The 16486-nt window shown below is 60.3% G+C and carries 12 protein-coding genes; 2 read left to right on the top strand and 10 right to left on the bottom strand.

Annotation, left to right across the window (positions count from 1 at the left end):
• Positions 1-43 precede the first annotated feature (43 nt).
• Positions 44-925 (top strand): LysR family transcriptional regulator, encoded by an 882-nt coding sequence (locus tag AB4O22_RS11195; protein ID WP_003201875.1) that lies wholly within the window; start codon positions 44-46, stop codon positions 923-925.
• 228 nt (positions 926-1153) lie between these two features.
• Here the strand turns inward: AB4O22_RS11195 and AB4O22_RS11190 are convergent, their stop codons facing one another.
• From AB4O22_RS11190 to AB4O22_RS11160, 7 genes are all read right to left on the bottom strand, one after another.
• The gene (locus AB4O22_RS11190) at positions 1154-1933 is read right to left on the bottom strand and encodes an SDR family NAD(P)-dependent oxidoreductase (protein ID WP_223471533.1); all 780 of its coding nucleotides are present in this window, start codon (positions 1931-1933) and stop codon (positions 1154-1156) included.
• A 55-nt stretch (positions 1934-1988) separates the two neighbouring features.
• Positions 1989-7433 (bottom strand): AAA domain-containing protein, encoded by a 5445-nt coding sequence (locus tag AB4O22_RS11185; RefSeq protein ID WP_223471532.1) that lies wholly within the window; start codon positions 7431-7433, stop codon positions 1989-1991.
• Positions 7421-8623, bottom strand: a complete 1203-nt coding sequence (locus AB4O22_RS11180; RefSeq protein WP_223471531.1) for a M48 family metalloprotease — start codon at positions 8621-8623, stop codon at positions 7421-7423. The genes AB4O22_RS11185 and AB4O22_RS11180 overlap by 13 nt, the downstream gene beginning before the upstream one ends.
• 249 nt (positions 8624-8872) lie before the next feature.
• Positions 8873-10153, bottom strand: coding sequence for a TRAP transporter large permease (locus tag AB4O22_RS11175; protein ID WP_223471530.1), 1281 nt, complete (start codon positions 10151-10153; stop codon positions 8873-8875).
• Positions 10154-10771, bottom strand: a complete 618-nt coding sequence (locus AB4O22_RS11170; RefSeq protein WP_223471529.1) for a TRAP transporter small permease subunit — start codon at positions 10769-10771, stop codon at positions 10154-10156.
• Between the two features lie 91 nt (positions 10772-10862).
• Complete coding sequence (locus AB4O22_RS11165) at positions 10863-11918, bottom strand: TRAP transporter substrate-binding protein (protein WP_460096328.1); 1056 nt, start codon at positions 11916-11918, stop codon at positions 10863-10865.
• Between the two features lie 68 nt (positions 11919-11986).
• The gene (locus AB4O22_RS11160; RefSeq protein ID WP_223471527.1) at positions 11987-12658 is read right to left on the bottom strand and encodes an RraA family protein; all 672 of its coding nucleotides are present in this window, start codon (positions 12656-12658) and stop codon (positions 11987-11989) included.
• 112 nt (positions 12659-12770) lie between these two features.
• Between AB4O22_RS11160 and AB4O22_RS11155 the strand changes: the two genes are divergently transcribed.
• A complete protein-coding gene (locus AB4O22_RS11155; protein ID WP_223471526.1) occupies positions 12771-13670 on the top strand; it encodes a LysR family transcriptional regulator in 900 nt (299 codons plus the stop codon).
• A gap of 82 nt (positions 13671-13752) precedes the next feature.
• Here AB4O22_RS11155 and AB4O22_RS11150 read toward each other — a convergent pair whose 3' ends face one another.
• The 3 genes from AB4O22_RS11150 to AB4O22_RS11140 all read right to left on the bottom strand — a co-directional run bounded on the left by AB4O22_RS11150 (position 13753) and on the right by AB4O22_RS11140 (position 16472).
• On the bottom strand, positions 13753-14568 hold the full coding sequence (locus AB4O22_RS11150) for an HpcH/HpaI aldolase family protein (RefSeq protein ID WP_223471525.1): 816 nt from the start codon (positions 14566-14568) through the stop codon (positions 13753-13755).
• A gap of 38 nt (positions 14569-14606) precedes the next feature.
• Positions 14607-15410 carry a carbon-nitrogen hydrolase family protein gene (locus tag AB4O22_RS11145; RefSeq protein ID WP_460096327.1) on the bottom strand — a complete coding sequence of 268 codons (804 nt, stop codon included), beginning with the start codon at positions 15408-15410 and terminating at the stop codon, positions 14607-14609.
• 63 nt (positions 15411-15473) lie between these two features.
• Complete coding sequence (locus AB4O22_RS11140) at positions 15474-16472, bottom strand: TRAP transporter substrate-binding protein (protein WP_223471523.1); 999 nt, start codon at positions 16470-16472, stop codon at positions 15474-15476.
• Between the last annotated feature and the right edge of the window lie 14 nt (positions 16473-16486).

Genomic DNA, 16486 nt, shown 5'->3' with positions numbered 1-16486 from the left:
GTGCGCAACACATCGGAAAAAATGTCCGTAATGGGAGCCTGGCGTGGAGTCACTGAGCGGGATTGATTTTTTTGTTCGCGCGGCCGAAACCCGCAGCTTTTCAGAGGCGGGCAGGGCGCTTGGCATTTCGTCTTCGGCGGTGGGCAAAAGCGTCGCCCGGCTCGAGGAACGGCTGGGTGTGCGGCTGTTTCATCGCAGCACGCGCAGTATCACGCTGACGGCGGAAGGGACGCTTTTCCTCGAGCGTTGCCGGCGTATTCTCTGCGAAGTCGAAGCGGCCGAACTGGAGTTGTCGGAAACCCGCAAAGCGCCGCGGGGCAAACTGCGGGTGAGTTTGCCACTGGTTGCAGACCTGGTCATGCCGACGCTGATGGCCTTCATGCGCCGCTACCCCAGTATCGAACTGGACCTGGATTTCTCCGACAGGCTGGTGGACATCATCGAGGAAGGTTTCGATGCCGTCATTCGGACTGGAGAACCGAACGACTCCCGGCTGATGTCCCGCCCGTTGGGCGCGTTCAAGCTCGTCGTGGTCGGTTCGCCCCGGTACCTCGCCGAACACGGCACGCCGCAGGTGCCGACGGATCTGCTGCGCCATGCCTGCCTGTTATACAAGTTTCCCAGCACTGGCAGGATGCAGGTCTGGCCGATAAACGGGGAAGGGCAGCCGGATCTCAACTTGCCGGCGACCCTGGTCTGCAACACCACCGAGGCGTTGCTGTACGTCGTGCGCGATGCATTGGGGATTGCCTGCGTGCCGGACTTCACTGTGCGCGATGCCATCGCCAGCGGTGAACTGGTCACCGTCCTCGATGACTTCAATCGGCATCAGAGCACCTTCCGCATGCTCTGGCCTTCAAGCAAGCACCTGGCGCCGAAACTGCGGGTGTTCATTGATTTCATGAGCAGTGAATTGTTCAAGTGACTCATCGGCGATATACCCCATTCCCTGTGGGAGCGAGCTTGCTCGCGATGAGGGCAGCCAATCCAGCATCCATGTAGCTGGACCCCCGCTATCGCGAGCAAGCTCGCTCCCACAGGGGAAAACTCCTGCCTATCACTGATGCGGACAGGCGCTCATCGCTCACGGTAACGCCGAGCGGTTGCCGGGCCTATGACGCGAATCGTGGCGAATGTCTGGAACCTGTTCAGATCAAGGAGCCTTGTTCTCGACCAGGCAGTTTCCGCCATCCACCACGATGACTTCGCCAGTGAGGTAGCTCGCCTCTGAAGAGGCAAGGAAAGCCACCAGTGCAGCGACCTCTTCGGGACGTCCGGCGCGGCCCATCGGCGTGTAACCGGCCGCTTTGGCTTCCTCTGTAGTGGTCGATCCCGTGGTGATCCAGCCGGGAGCGACGCTGTTTACAGTGATCCCTTGCTGGGCGACTTCCAGCGCCAGGCTCATGCTCATTCCGACCATAGCGGCCTTCGCGGCGCTGTAGGCCGCTTCACCGGGGTTGCTGCAGCGGGTGCCGGTAGTGGAACTGATGTTGACGATGCGCCCGTAACGGCGCGCCCGCATGCCGGGCAGAACAGCCCGTGTAAGAAGAAAGGCCGTGGTCAGGTTTCGCGCCAGCGTCAGGTTCCAGGTGTGCAGATCCATGCTTGCCAAGTCGGAAAAAAACTCCGGGCTGCCTTGCATGGCCATGCCCGCGTTGTTGACCAGGATATCGATCTGGCCCCAGAGGGACTCCGCCCACGCCATGAACTCACGAACCTGGCTTTCATCGGTAAGATCGAGGGCCCGGCCTTCGACTTCGAACCCTTCGGCGCGCAGTTCTGCGACTCGATCATTGATTCGCGCACTGCTGGCGGTGACGATCAGCCTGGCTCCCGCCGCGCCAAGCCTGCGGGCGATCGCCATGCCGATTCCGATCTCGCTTCCAACCCCACTGACAAGGGCCACGGGGTTCTGTCCGGTTGGGTCTGGCATGATGTCTCCAGAGGTTGCACGTGATTGCCTGGTGTCCGAACTCTATCGTCGAGGCTTACGGCGCCGTTTGCTCCTGATAACCCTTGCGCAGTTTTTCCGCGATCAGCTTTTCAGCTTCCCGCAGTGCACGTTCGGGGCTCTCCAGAGACTTGATCAGGGTCTGGCCCTTGGTCCCCATGCGGCCGAAGTTGACCACCACATCCGTCGCCGTGACGCCGATGCGCCAGAACTTGTTGGAGTTGCCTTCACCAAAGGTGAACTCACGCATTGAGGTTGCCGGTTCAGCGACAGGCTCCGCTGGCGGTTCGGTGTCGACGCTTTCCACTTCCGGCTCCGGCTCCAACAACACGGGCGCCTCTTCACCACGAAGCAGGGCTTCGATCCGGTTCAGCACCTCTTCACGATCCCGCAGCCAGTCATGGCTGAGTACGTCGATGATCTTCCAGCCAAAACTGCGCAGCACGGTCGGCCGGAACACATAACGTTCGCGCACGTTCGCCGTCGCCGACGCGTCGCTATCGAGCAGGATACCGAGGCTGAAGTGTTCGCCGCTGGCATCGCTGATCGCCAGGTCGCAGCGGAATTGCGAACGCCCGACAGACTCTTGCACCTCGTGCCCGCGTTTGCGCAGGGCGCTGGCGAGGGCGGCGCGCAGGCTGTCCTTGGGCAGGGTGACGGCAAAGGACTGCTTGGCCCCCGGATTGAGGTTGGCCAGGATGCCCTGGGAGCGCGGCGCGTCTCCGTTGGCGCTGGCCTGGGCAAATTGCAGGAAGGCACGAAGGGCTGCAGCACCGTCGTTGTGGGTGTTGGTGATGGCATCGGCCTCGATGCTGGAAATGATCGCCATGCGTTTGCGCGCGCGGCTGAAAATCACGTTGAGGCGTTTTTCCCCGCCGCGCTGATTGATCGGGCCGAAGTTCATCAGCATTTTGCCGTTCGGCCCTGGCGCATAGCAGATGCTCAGGATGATCACGTCACGTTCGTCACCCTGGACGTTTTCCAGGTTCTTGACGAACAGGCCGTTGAATTGCCCGGCGTCTTCACGCACGTATTCGCGCTCAAGGCGCGTGGCGAAGGCCGGGTCACTGGCCGCAAGGTTCTCCAGCGCCTGTTCTATTTCCCCTTGCTGCGCTTCGGAAAACGCCACGATGCCCAGGCTCAGGCCTGTCTCGCGTTGCAGCAATTCACGCACCAGGTTGGCGATGTAACGCGCCTCGGCCACGTTGCTGCGGCTGAGGTACACGCCATCGCGCATTTTCAGGAAGCTGATAGGGTTGTCGAGCAAGGTATCGGTGCCCTGGATGACCGCCTGTTCATCGCTGGAGTCCAGTGGCCCGTTGGCCGGGGCCGGGCGCTCGATCCGGCGGTCGGGGATCGTGATCAGTCGCCCTTCATAGAAGGCCGCGTTGGAAAAACTGATCAGCGCTTCGTGCCGACTGCGGTAGTGCCAGGCCAGCAGGGTGGCCGGCAGATTGCGTGCGGCCTGGCTCAGCAGGCTGTCGGCGTCGAGGTTGATCTCGATCTGCTCGCCGTCCTCCATGGCAATCAACTCATTGTCGTCCTGGTCGCCGCCACTGGAGAAGAAGTTGGTCGGTGGCAATTGCATCTCATCGCCCACCACAATCACCTGCTGCGCGCGGCTCAGGGCGGGCACGGCTTCCTCGCTGGGGATTTGGCTGGCTTCGTCGAAGATCACCACGTCGAACAGGTCCGGGGCGAGGGGCAGGGTGTCGGACACCGACAACGGGCTCATCAGCCAGATGGGCTTGAGGTCATTGATCACCCGGCCACTGTCGCCGCTGGCCAGTTCGCGGATGGAGCGATAACGCATGGTCTTGCCCAACTCGTGCTCCAGCTCGCGGCGGCCTTTGGCATAGGCTTTCTTGAACTCACGGGCCGCGGCATCCAGTTGGGTCACCGACATGGCCGACTGTTTCACATGTTCGAGGAAACGCTGCTGCAACGTGGCGCTGAGGACATGGGCATTGTGTTTGAGCAGGCTGTTTTCGGCCTGGCTGACCTGGTGGGTCGCCAGGCTCAACGCCGCGCCGTCGAAGCGGGCCAGATGCGGGTTGGCGCGATACAGGCGGGTCAGGTTCTCCTGGGCAATCAAGGCATCAAGCGATCGCTGCACCAGGGCGTGCTGTTGCAAAGCCAGCAGACAGACCGGATCGGCCTGATGCAGTTCATTGAGCAAGGGCAGGCTATCGGGCAGTTCGTCGAGTTCTTCGCGTAGGTCGCGCAGATACTCGGCCAACGTCCCCAGGCTCGGTGCCGATTCGAACACGCAGTACTGACCGACGAGTTGGGCCAGGCGCGCCACTGGCTGACGCAGGTTGGCCTCCTGGCGCACAGCGGGCAAGGCTTCAGGGCTGCGGCGCAGGCGTTCGATCCATTGACGCAACAGGGGCGAGGTGTTCAGTTGTTGCAGCAAGGCGTGCAGATTTTGCACAAAGACGTCGACGTCTTGCACGCCATAGAGACCTTGCAGGCGCTGTTGCTCGACCTGTAGCTGGACATTGACCACGTGTTCGCCAGCAAGGTTGTCGAGCACGCTGCGATAACTTGGGCGTATGGCGTGTTGACTGAAGTCATAGCGCCGTTGCAGTTCGCTACGCAGTTGCCACCAGGCCGGTTGCAGCCAACGCAGCAACGACCCTTCCAGGCGTTGCACCAGGGCTCGGGCCGCTTGGGTATCTTGCGCGTCGAGCTTGTCGCGCCAGTGGCGGTTCGTCTCGCGGATGCCGTGTTGCTGCACGGTCAGCGCCTGCAAGGCGGCGTGCTCAGCGTGCAGTGCCAGGGAGCCCGCTGAACCGGGTTCCAACAGGTCGAGGTGGGAGGCGAGGTTGGAGCCGGTCATTTGCTCGGCCGCCAGGGTCAGGACCTGTGCATCAACCAGGCCGGTGTCACTGGACAACAGGCTCGACGATGACTCCAGCAGTGGCTCGACGCTGTCCATCAGCCCGCTGGCTTCATCCAGGAAGGCCTTGAGCTGGCCATAGGCATGTTCGTGGGTGATGACATTTGAGGCCAGGCGACTGAAAGGGTGGCGCGCAAAACTGTCGAGGCCGAAGCGCTCGGTCATGGCCTGGTACAGCCGCCCAGTCAGTTCGCTTTGTGACTGCCAACGACGCCATTCAGGCAGGCGCTCCAGGGCTTCGGGGGGCAGTTTTGAAGCAGCGCCGGGCAGTTCGATCAAGTGCCGCACCAGCTCGCGCACTGAACACGCCAGGGTTTGCGGAACCCCGGCCATGGCCTGCTCGAAGCGCTCGATCAGGTCCAACTGTTGAGTCATGGTAGCGAGAACGGCGCTGCGTCTTGCTTGCAGCTGTGATGACTGGGCATCGCCAGCGATCCAGCGCTCATAACATTCGCGCAGGTTGCCGACGAAGGCTTTCTTGTCGCTCTGGGAGTCGTGGATCAGGCAGCACAGCTCACCCAGTTCACTCTGTTGCAAGCGATGGAACACCACGTCCAGCGCCGCACGCTTTTCGCAAACAAACAGCACCCGCAGGCCGCGGCCGGCGTAATCGGCGATCAGGTTGGTGATGGTCTGGGACTTGCCGGTGCCCGGTGGCCCTTGAATGATAAAGTTGCGCCCGGTTCGCGCCAGACTGACGGCGGCGTTCTGCGTGGCATCGCCGGCGACGACGTTCCATTGCTCCGGCAGCGGGATCGGGTCTGGCGCCTGGACTTCGATCTCCCGGGGTTCGATGGAGAACATCCGGTCGAACGCCTCGTTCTGGGCCGGTTCCTCGATCAATTGCGCGTAGTCGCGTACCAGCGACATTTTGCGGTAATTGAAATTCGCCAGGGTGACCTGGGTCAGGTCGATATCCCAGGCATAACGATGCCCTTGATCCTGGGGCAGGGCGTAGGTGCTGCTCTCGGTGCTGCTCGCCACCATTTGCGGGTGCTGGGTGCGCACCGCAGGCTTGGCGCCGACGGCACTGCGCAGGGGCAAATCGCTGGGCAGGACCTTTTCCCGGAACAACTGCAAGCCCAGAGGGCGATAGTCCTCGCGGTCGTAGCTGAAGTCTGGTTTCACCGGCGGCACGGCCGAGCGCTGGCGGGCGCGGCGGCGCTGGAAGTGGTGCAGGTGCTGGACCGCTTTCTGATGGATCAGCTCGATTTGCGGTTTGCTTTGCAGACGCAGTTCGACGCCCGGCTCAGTCAGTTTGATCTGCCGGGCGATGTCGGCGTGAATGGTCTCCAGGGACGTCGTCTGCAGGTCCACGGTTTCCGGTAGCTGGATGTCGTAGAGCTGGCGCAGTTGGTGACGCAGCACCGGATTGAACTCGGCCTCGGTCTCATCGCACTTGAGCACAAACTGGTCGCGCACGCCCTTTTTCCGGCTCAGCTCCACCGATAGCCACAGCAGCGGCGTGACGATGCGTTCATCCGGCGTGTCCTTGAGGTTATGCCAGCGCATGAACGCCACCACCAGGCGCAGGTTGCTGAAACCAAACTCGGCACGGTCGCGACGGGTTTCCTGAATGATGCGCTCCAGGGACGTCTGCAACCATGCCTGGTCTTCAAAGCGCAGCCATTGCTGCAAGCCCACTGGGTTGCCGCTCAGCACCTGCTCGGAAAAGCCGCCAAAGCTCGCTTGCCAGGTGCACAACGCTTCCGGGCGGATACTTTCGATGCGCATCACCAGCGGCACGCTCGCCACGGTGAGGTTGATGTTGGCCTGGGTGGGACGGAAGTACAGCAGGCGATTGCGCCGGGACAGGTCGAACAGCCGATTGCGCAGGTGCTCCAGCACCACGGTACGCCGCGAGGCCGGGCCTTCGGCCTCGGCCAGCACCCGCTCAACGTCGAGACTGGCCGGTTGTTCGCGCCAGGTTTCCAGGCGCCGCGCCAGTGAGCCGACGTCGGTGGCGCGCTCGTGGCGGTTGAGCTCGGTCATCTCATTGATGAGGTTCGCCAGCACCGGGTTGAGCCGGCCGTTGAGCTGGAACAGGTTGCGTCGATGCCGGGCAAAGGATTTGAGGTCGTCGAGGTCGGCGAAATCCAGGCCGCAGGCCAGGCACGCCAGCAACTGGCCCAACTGGAAGATGTCGGTGATTTCGTCGTGATGACCCAGGCTGTGTTCCCAGCTGTGCAGCTCGGTGAGAAACACGGGATGGTCGATGGCCTGGTGCGGATCGTCCTGGACCTGCAAATCGGCAATCGCCACGCCGTCTTTCGAATCGCGGGTCAAGCGCACATTGCCGATGATGTTCAGCGCCGATTCCGGGTTGGGCTGCACCTGCTTGATGGCTTCCAGCGCCAGGCGCGGCGACAGGCCTTCAGGGTTGCGCAGTTGCAAGGTGCGCTCGGGCCCCTGGATGACGTCGAGGTAACCCAAATGGGCCACACGGCCGAGTTCATGCAGTTGGGCCACTTGCCGCAGCAGCGGCAGCATCAGGAACAGCACATCATCGATCGGCACCGCAGCGCCGTCGTGGCTCAGGAGTAATTGCTTGAACGTTACTGGCTGATTCATTGGGTCCATGTGTCGACCTCCGCCTTGAGCGCGCGAATGAGCGGGTCGAGCTCGCGTTTGGGGAGTTTGATATCGCGCTTGAGCACGTTGATAAAGTCGTCGGCGCTGCCCAGTTTCTTCGCGGTGCGTGCGGCATGCAGCAAGGCATCATCCCGCAGATCGCGGTCCACCAGACACAAGTCGAGCATGATGAAATGCAGGTACTCGTGGATGCTCGCGTCAATGCGCTCGACGTCCAGGGTACTGAGGTCCAGTGGTGTTTCGGTGTCTTTCCAATCGGGAAAGAAACCGCGCACCTGGTTGCCGACAGCCTCTGACTGCAAGGCCGGCACATTGATGAAACTGGCGATAAAACGGCGGGTGAGGGCGGTGAGCTCGACCTGGTCAGTCACATCCAGGCGGTTGAGCGACAACGGTCCACGCAGGCGGCGGTGCAGCCAGGCGTCAATGTCCGGGATCTGCTGCCACCAACTGTCCAGTGCCTGCGAGCGCAGGAAGGTCTCCGGGTGGGACACGCCCCGGGACAGTTGCGCGTCGTTACCGTCCAGTTCCTTGGCCTGTTGCAAGTAACTGGCGGCATTGACCGTGACAATACCGGTGTGCACCTTGACCAGTGTGGTGATTGCCGCCTCGGGCCCACTGGCCACCAATGCCGCACCTCGGTCCGCGTAGATTTCGGTGTGCAGGCTATACAAGCGGGCGGTTTGTTCCAGGCTCGCCGGCGTATAAACATCGGCCAGGGTGTGGTTGAGGATGCGCTCGGCAGTCAGGTAGTCGCCGTCATGCTCGGACCACAGCCGGTAATGCGCCAGCTCATGCCCCAAGAGCGCGAGCAATTCCTGGGCGTCGAGACGCTCGAGGATCGGGCCGTAGAACACCACATGCACTTCACCGGCGAGGTAATAGAGACTGGCATTCATGCCGCCATCGCCGGCCTGGTACAGCGTGGCCGGCGCCTGGATGTGCAAGCGCTGGAGCGCGGTATCGCAGGCTTGATAAGCGTCGGGATGCGTGTCCGGATGGAGTCGGTACGTATCGCGCAGCAGCTGCGCGCGCACTTCTTGCGCGTGTTCCTGCTGAACCCCCAGCGAGGAGGCCCAACTCCAGACAGCCGGCTCGCTGGTCTTCAGGTAATTCACCACCTGCTGGTGGTACGGCAATGGCGTCAAGCTGCTGATATCCAGCGTGGGGTTACTCATCGTTCAACATCCTTGAGGATACGGCTCCATACGCTGTGCCTGGGCAGCAAGGGCTTGGGCTGGCATCCCGTTTTTCGGTCATCGGCTTTGAGGGCGAGCATACCTAGGACGTGGGAAAGATACGAACGTTGTTTATAGAAGGGATTGGTCTGCGTGAGTTCATCAAATGGTCAGTTTTCAGCCGGGCAGTGAACCGGCTCGAGCCAAATGGGGCGCGCACCCGCCGCCCCCTATAGCGCCTTGCTCGAATCAAGCAAATTGCGGAAGCCAAAGCGCGATCTGCGGAAACAGGATCAAGAGCGCGATCAGCACAAGTAATACGAAACAGAAAGGCAAGGTGCCGTAGACCACATCCAGGAACTTGCCTTTGTTACGAATACTTTGCACCACGAACAGATTCATCCCGAATGGCGGGGTGATTTGTCCCATTTCGCACAGGATGATCAGTATCACGCCGAACCACAGCGGATCGAAACCCAAGGCGACAATGACTGGCACCACCAGCGGTGCGGTGGTGATCAACATGGCCAGCGTGTCCATGAAGCAGCCGAGGATGATGTAGAACACGATGATCGCCAGCAGCGTGCCCATCGGCGACATGTCGAGGCCCATCACGAAACTGACCAGGGTTGCTGTCAGCCCGATGGATGACAGCACGAAATTGAGGAAGAACGCCGACAAGGTAATGAAGATGATCATCCCGGTCGTGCGCATGGTGGACTCGAAGGCTTGCGCCAGGTTCTGCCAGGTAAAGGCGCGCCGCCACAGGCCCAGGGCGAACGCGGCGATGACACCCAAGGCCGCCGATTCACTGGCGGTCGCGAAACCGCTGTAGATGGCGCCGACCACCAAGGCGAAGATGGCCAACGGCGGCAGCAGGTCCGGAATGCTGTCCCGTCGTTCGGCCCAGGTCGAGTGTTCCTTCTTGCCGCCCAATTCGGGACGGATAAGGCACGCCAACACGATGATCGCCACGAACATGAAGCTGAGCAGGATGCCCGGGATCGTAGCCGCCAAGTACAGCTTGGGCACCGAGAGATTGGCGATCAGCGCGAACAGAATCATGTTGATCGAGGGCGGAATCAAAATGCCGAGCGTACCGCCGGCGGCAATCGAGCCGAGGAACAGCGGGGCAGGGTAGCCTTTGCGTTCCTGCTCCGGCAGGGCGAGGGTCGAGATGGTGGCGGCGGTCGCCACGCTGGAGCCGCTGGTTGCCGAGAACAGTGCCGAGGCGCCTATGTTCGAATTCATCAAGCCACCGGGCAACCACGAAAGCCACTTGGCGACGGCACCGTACATGCGCCCGGCGACGCCTGAACACACCAGTAGCTCACCCATGAGTATGTAGAGCGGAATCGCGACCAACAAGAATTCGGCGCTGGTGCTCCAGGCAATTTCGCCTATGGCGTTGCTGAGCGGCAATGTCGAGAACAGCTCTGACAACGAAAGGCCCAGCAAGCCGACGCTGACCGCCGCAGCCACGCTCAAGCCAAGCAGGGCCAGTAGGGTGAAGAGGGTAAAGGCGAGCATTTAGTGCGCTCCATTCGACGGGGTCGTTGTGTGCCCTGGTGCGGGACGGTGGGTTTCTTCTTGAATGCCCTCCTCGACGGAATTGATGCCGATCAGCGCACCGATCGACGCCCATCGTTGCTGGCGTAGCTGGATCACGCTGGCGCAGCCCAGCACAACGATGGTCAGGGTAAAGAACAGGTAGCCGGCGAACCAGGCGGATTGAGGCACCCACTGCGGGATTTGCAGCGGTGTGGTGGAAGTCGAGCGGTACTGGATGGAATCCCACAGCACGTCCCATGCGTGGAACAGCACGATGCCGACGAAAATCGCCATGCAGCTCAGCGCCAGCAGATCCAGAGAAGTCCTGAATGCGAGGGGCAGGTGCGAGTAGACGATGTCCACCCGGATATGGGAGCGCTTCAACAGGGCGATGGGAAACGCCCAGGTGCTGACAATGGCCAGGACATAGCCGGCTATTTCGTCGGCGCCGCCCATGGACAGGCCGATGGTCTTGCGCAGGATCAAGTCAATGCCGATCATCAGTGCGGTGCCCATCAGGGCAATACCGCCCAGCCAGGCGCTCAGCCTGGCAATGCTGTTCACGAGCCGGATAGCAGAAGATTCAGTGCGTTTCATGGATGGGGTTCTCCGCAAACGTGGGGGCGTTCAGAACGCGCAACAAGCTTTGTCGCGCAAGCTCCACTGGCGATCGACGCATGGGCGCGGCTCAGGGGGTGTGCAGGCTCACGCCAAGGGACGCGCCTGCCGTGGCATTCCAACGCTCGATACACGGCGCACCACAACGCTTGCCCCAGTCGTTGGCAATCCTGAGAACGGCCTCCTGCAGAACCTTCTTCTCGGCGTTGGTCGGCGTGCTGACCTGCATATGGGCCGGGCGGTGAATCTGGCAGTCAGGCGCGCCGATGTTGCAGGCCAATGCAGAGTGATTTTCTTTGGCGGTTTCTTCCCACAACCGGTCTTCCAAGACCTGGGATTGTGCCTGGAGCAGGCGTTGTACAGGCTCGGGCAATGACTGCCAGCGCTTCAAGCCAATGGCATAGAAACCAACCGACCAGTCCACCGGCAGGTTGTAGAGGTGGTTGGCCACCTCGTACCACCTGGCGGCGTTGCCTGAGCCAATGCCCGTCACCGCACAGTCAATGACGCCGGTCTGCATGGCGGTCACCACCTCGGCGAACGGCAAGGTCATGGGCGATCCGCCAAGCGCGTTGATCAACTCGGACATGTTGCGCCCGCGTACGCGAATCTTGCGTCCCTTGAGGTCTGCGATGGAATTGACGGGGTCGCGACAGAAGAACACTTGCGCCGTATAGGGCACCGTCGCCAACAGCTTGACCCCATGTCGTTCGGCCATGCGTTCTGCCAACACCGGCTTGAACGCCGTCGAAACCCGATGGGAAGTTTCAATATCGGCGGCCATGCCGGGCAGATCGATCCCTTCGAAAAAGGCGTCATCACCGGCCACGAAAGCAAAGACGCCCATGCCGATTTCAACCGCGCCAGAGCGGATCAAGCGCACCATCTCGGCGCCTTTGAGGCCGCTTTCCGACAACCCTCTGAGGCGCGCCGTGACGGTGCCACCAGAACTGTCGGGCAGGGTCTTGTTCCAGAACGGCTTCTCCACCGCGCGAAAGGTGTAATTGTGGCTACCACCGCCAATCACATTGAAGTGGGTGGTCGCCTGATTGTCCGCCAAGGCTGCGGGCCCGATCAGGCCGCAAAGCATGGCGAAGATCAGAAGGAAAATCGGGTACGGTTTCATGGTAGTCCTGTTGTTTTTTTGAGGGAGCTACATGGCAGAAACGAAACGGCAACGTGCGTCTGTTTTTTTCAGGATCGGCCCGGGGTGGCGGCGTCAATGATGGATCTTGAACCTGTGACATCCGGGAATTTCTCGCCGTTTGCCAGTCTTGCCAAGGTGATTTTTTCGTTCTCCTGAAACGCGATTGCGCGCCGCGCCAGTGGGAGCACCTCGCCCGGGGTGATGACGACAATGCCGTTCTCATCGGCTACCACCGCATCACCGGGATGGACCACGACACCGCCACATTGGACCGGGGTACAAAACTCACCTTCTTCGCCCTTGACCCGCGTGGTAATCGCACTGGCGCCCCAAGACCATATGGGAACCCCATGCTGGCGCAACTCGCTCAGGTCGGTGACGAATCCGTCAATGACGATGCCGGCGATTCCGGCCTGCTTCGCTGCATACGCCATGGCGCCGCCCATGGCTGCCGTGACCCGCTCACCGCAACGATCCACGATCAGGAAGTCACCTGGCCTGGCGGAGCCCATCGCGTAATGCAAAATGCCTCCATCGGCGCCAGGCATTCTCACTGTAACAGCGGTTCCAACCGCTCTAACGTCTTGGAAATGGGCTTTTATACGGGTACTTAAAATACCTTTGGTGACGAAGTGGCCGATGGTTGCCGGCTCGGCCGCAAGAAGAATAGAAAGTTCTTCCGTGGCGATCTGTTGCGGTAGTTCTTTAATAATATACATGCTGGGATTTACTTGTTTTTGATGAATGTCTGATACAGTCAGTGCAGCCTAACAAGCACGAATCCAATGCGATAATAAAAATCAACGAATCAACGCCAGGACGATTTTTATCATGAGAATTACCCTGATGCAGATCGAGGCCTTCTATTGGACTGCTCGATTAGGCGGCGTCCATGCTGCCTCGCGGCATCTTCATCTGACACAACCGGCCATCTCTTCGCGAATTCGCGAGATGGAGTCGCTGCTGAGCGTGAAACTTTTTGACCGCAGCAAGCAACGCATGATCATCACCGCCGATGGCCTGATCGCCCTGCAACATGCCGAGTTGGCGCTCAACAACAGCATCAAGCTCGAGCAGTTCGCGGCCAAGCAAAAGCACAATCGCAGATTGCGCGTCGGCGCTGACGAGTGTTCGGCAATGGTCGGGCTGACCGCGGTCATCGCCGAGATCAAGGCGCACTTTCCAGAAATCACCCTTGAAATCACGATTGATGTGGGGGCGGTGCTTAACCGAAAGCTCAATGATCACGAGCTTGACCTGGCACTCCTGACCAATCCGATGACGCGAGACGATGTCACTGACATCTTTCTGGGCTGGATGACCTTCCAGTGGGTGGCCGCCGCACAGCTGGACATTGAAGGCGGGGCATTTCTACCGGAGCATGCCGGCGCCTATCCGATCGTGACGCACTCCGCACCCTCGACCCTGTACTCGGTCGTTGAGCGCTGGTTGAAAGAAGGGGGGAATGTGTCCGAGGCTTTTCACTCCAGTAATTCCCTGGCATTCATTGCCAAGATGATCTCTGCCGGACATGCTATTGGTATTCTTCCTGTTCCGCTAATTCGAGACATGTTGGCAGTGGACATGTTGAAAGTATTGCCCAGTCACCCACCCATCGCACCGGCCAGGTTCTGTTTGTCTTATTTAACGGAAAGGCCCGATGTGCAACTCGATGAGTTGGTCGCCCTGACTCGGGCGACGCTGTTGCGTCAGAACTTCCTGGTCAACTAGTCATTTCCGTTTTTATTCAAGGCCGAATCAATGTATTGATTCGGCCTTGAACTATGGATTGTTATTTATAAGTTGCGTGTCCTCAAACGCAAGTGTGTTGAGTCCCTTGGAACGTTTTTTGGATCGCGGCGATGTGGTGTCCCGCCTGATTCAGCCATGAGAGATCACTGCCCATCAGCAACATGTCACAGCCCATGTCCAACAGGCGCCTGGCTGTTTCCGTGTCTGCTGGGAAGCAGGGCACCATGACTTGGATCGAGCGTCTGTGGCATTTCTCGATGAGTAACGCCAGACGTGCCTGGATTTCGGGGTTACCGAGGCGATAGTCGACCGGCAATTGGCGGGATAACGAGTAATCCGCCGGACCGAAATGCACCGCATCGATGCCTTCGACATCAAGGATTTCATCGATGTTGTCGAAGAACTCGTAGCTCTCGGCCATGGGTACGATCACGCCACGGGCGTTTTCCTCTTGTGTGTAACGGGCCCAGTCAAATCCGGGGCCGGCGTAATTCGCCGAGCGCACCGAGCTGTCGCCGCCACGCCGGCCGAACGGTGGGAATTTGCTGACGCGGATGATTTCCCGCATCTGCCCAGCGTTGTGGACCTGGGGCACGATGACCCCGGCAGCGCCCATTTCCAGGGCTTTACGGATGTCCCATTCGAGGGTGCCACGAACGCGAACCAGGCTGTGGATGGCGGCGTGGTGGGCCGCCAGAATCAGTTTTTCCAGGTCTTTATCGACGCCCAGGGCGGTGTGTTCGGCATCGATGAAGACAAAGTCCAGCCCCCAGTTGCCAGCCACTTCGATGGGCATGCAGGCCGTACTGTAGATGTTCATCCCGAACGTTGGGCCGTCCGCCATTCGATCTTTCAGCGAGGTGATCTTCTTGTGCATTGCAATTACCTGAGAAGGCGTTATCGGTGGCGGCCGTGTCAGAGGCGATAGGTCTCTGGCAGACGGTCGCGGAAGGGGTGTATCTCGAACACACCAGGGTCGCGGATCAATGACTTGTTGCGCGCCTTCTCCAGGTCGATGTCGACGCTGAAGATGCCGTCCTCTTGTCCGGCGCGGATCAAGGTCTGGCCCGACGGTTCGATGATGTGGCTCATGCCGATGAACTGCATGCCGCCATCCATGTCATTACGGTTCGAGGCGACGAAATAGACGATGTTTTCGGCTGCGCGCACGTTACTGAAAATGTCCGGCAACAGGCGCGCCTGCTCGGGCCATGCCGCGGGCAGGACAACAATCTCGGCCCCTTCCAGTGCCAGGGTGCGTACGACTTCCGGGAAGCGGATTTCGTAGCAGATCGCCAGGCCGATACGGCCGATTTCAGTGTCGAACACCGGCGGTGTCCATTCGGCTGGGCGATCAGTGAAGCGATCACCGATCATGAAGGGCAGATGGCGCTTGCGATGCAGGCCGATGATTCCTTTGGGCCCCAGCAGCGCGGCGGTATTGAAGATCGAGTCGGCGTATTGCTCATAGAAGCCGACGACAATATGGATGCCGGTTTCAGCGGCGACCTCCAGCAAGGGATTGAGGGCATCGATACTGATGGCGCCTTTTGCCAGGTCTTCGCGGCTGTCGAAGGAGCCTCCGGTCAGCAGGCATTCGGCAAAGACGATCAGGCGCGAGCCTCCTTTTGCGGCTTGCCGTGACAGCTCAGCGACGTTGTCGATGGTTTGAACCGGATTGCCAATAACAGGGTGGATCTGTGCGACCGAAATCTTCATGGTTTGGTTTCCTCGTGATGGATTGGAAGGCGTGCGCTGAGTGGGGCGCTCAGCGCAGCGCAGTTATTGCGGGTGGTAATCCACGGCCGTGTAGACTTTCTTCACCAGTTCCGGATTGATCTGCGCGGCGTATTTGTCGATCACCGGGCGGATTTTCTGCTGGATGCGCGCGATCTCTTCGGGGGCCAGTTCGTTGACTTGCATGCCGGCGCTGCGCAATTCGGCAATCGTCCTGCTGTCGGCCTGGCGGGAAATCTCCCGTTGCTCAAGGCGCACTTCCATGGCGACCTCCGTCAGCAGCGCCTTCTCATCGGCATTCAAGCTGTCCCAGAAGGGCTTGCCGATCAGGACGATCTGCGGGTTGTAGTTGTGATGGGTCAGGCTGAGGTATTTCTGCACTTCATTGAACCTTGAAGCGAGGATCAAGGCCGCCGGGTTTTCCTGACCGTCCACGGTGTGGGTTTCGAGCGCGGTGTGAACTTCGGTGAAGGGCAGCGGTGTGGGATTCGCCCCGAGCGCCGTCCACACATCCAGGAACAACGGCGATTGTTGCGCGCGAATCTTCAGGCCGGCGATGTCTTCCATCTTCTGCACCGGCCGCACGTTATTGGTCAAGTTGCGTACGCCCAGTTCCCAGAACGCCAGGCCCACCAGGTTCTTCGCGGGCAACTGGTCGATCAGCATCTTGCCGACTTCGCCATCGAGCATGGCGTCGACCTTGACGGTATCGGTGTAGATAAAGGGGAAATCGAGAATGCCGAAGTCGGTCACATGATTGAGCATCAGGCCGGCGTTCCAGGTCATCATTTCCACCACGCCGCCCTGTAGCGAGGAGAGCACTTGTACGTCGCCGCCCAGCACGCCATTGGGGAAGGTCCGCACTTTGATCTTGCCGCCGCTGCGCTCATTGACCTTCTTGGCAAACAGTTCCATGCCAATGGCCGGCGGCGTTCCCTTCGGGCTGGTGGCGGCAAACTTGATGGTGCGAGCGTTGTACTCGGCGGCGAAACTCAAACTGCTGGACAGCAGCAGGGCAGCCAGGACGGTTAGATGCTTGGTCATGATTTTTCCTTTTT

It is taken from the genome of Pseudomonas sp. S3_B11 (assembly GCF_054667715.1).
This window is presented reverse-complemented; position numbering and strand designations above follow the sequence as displayed.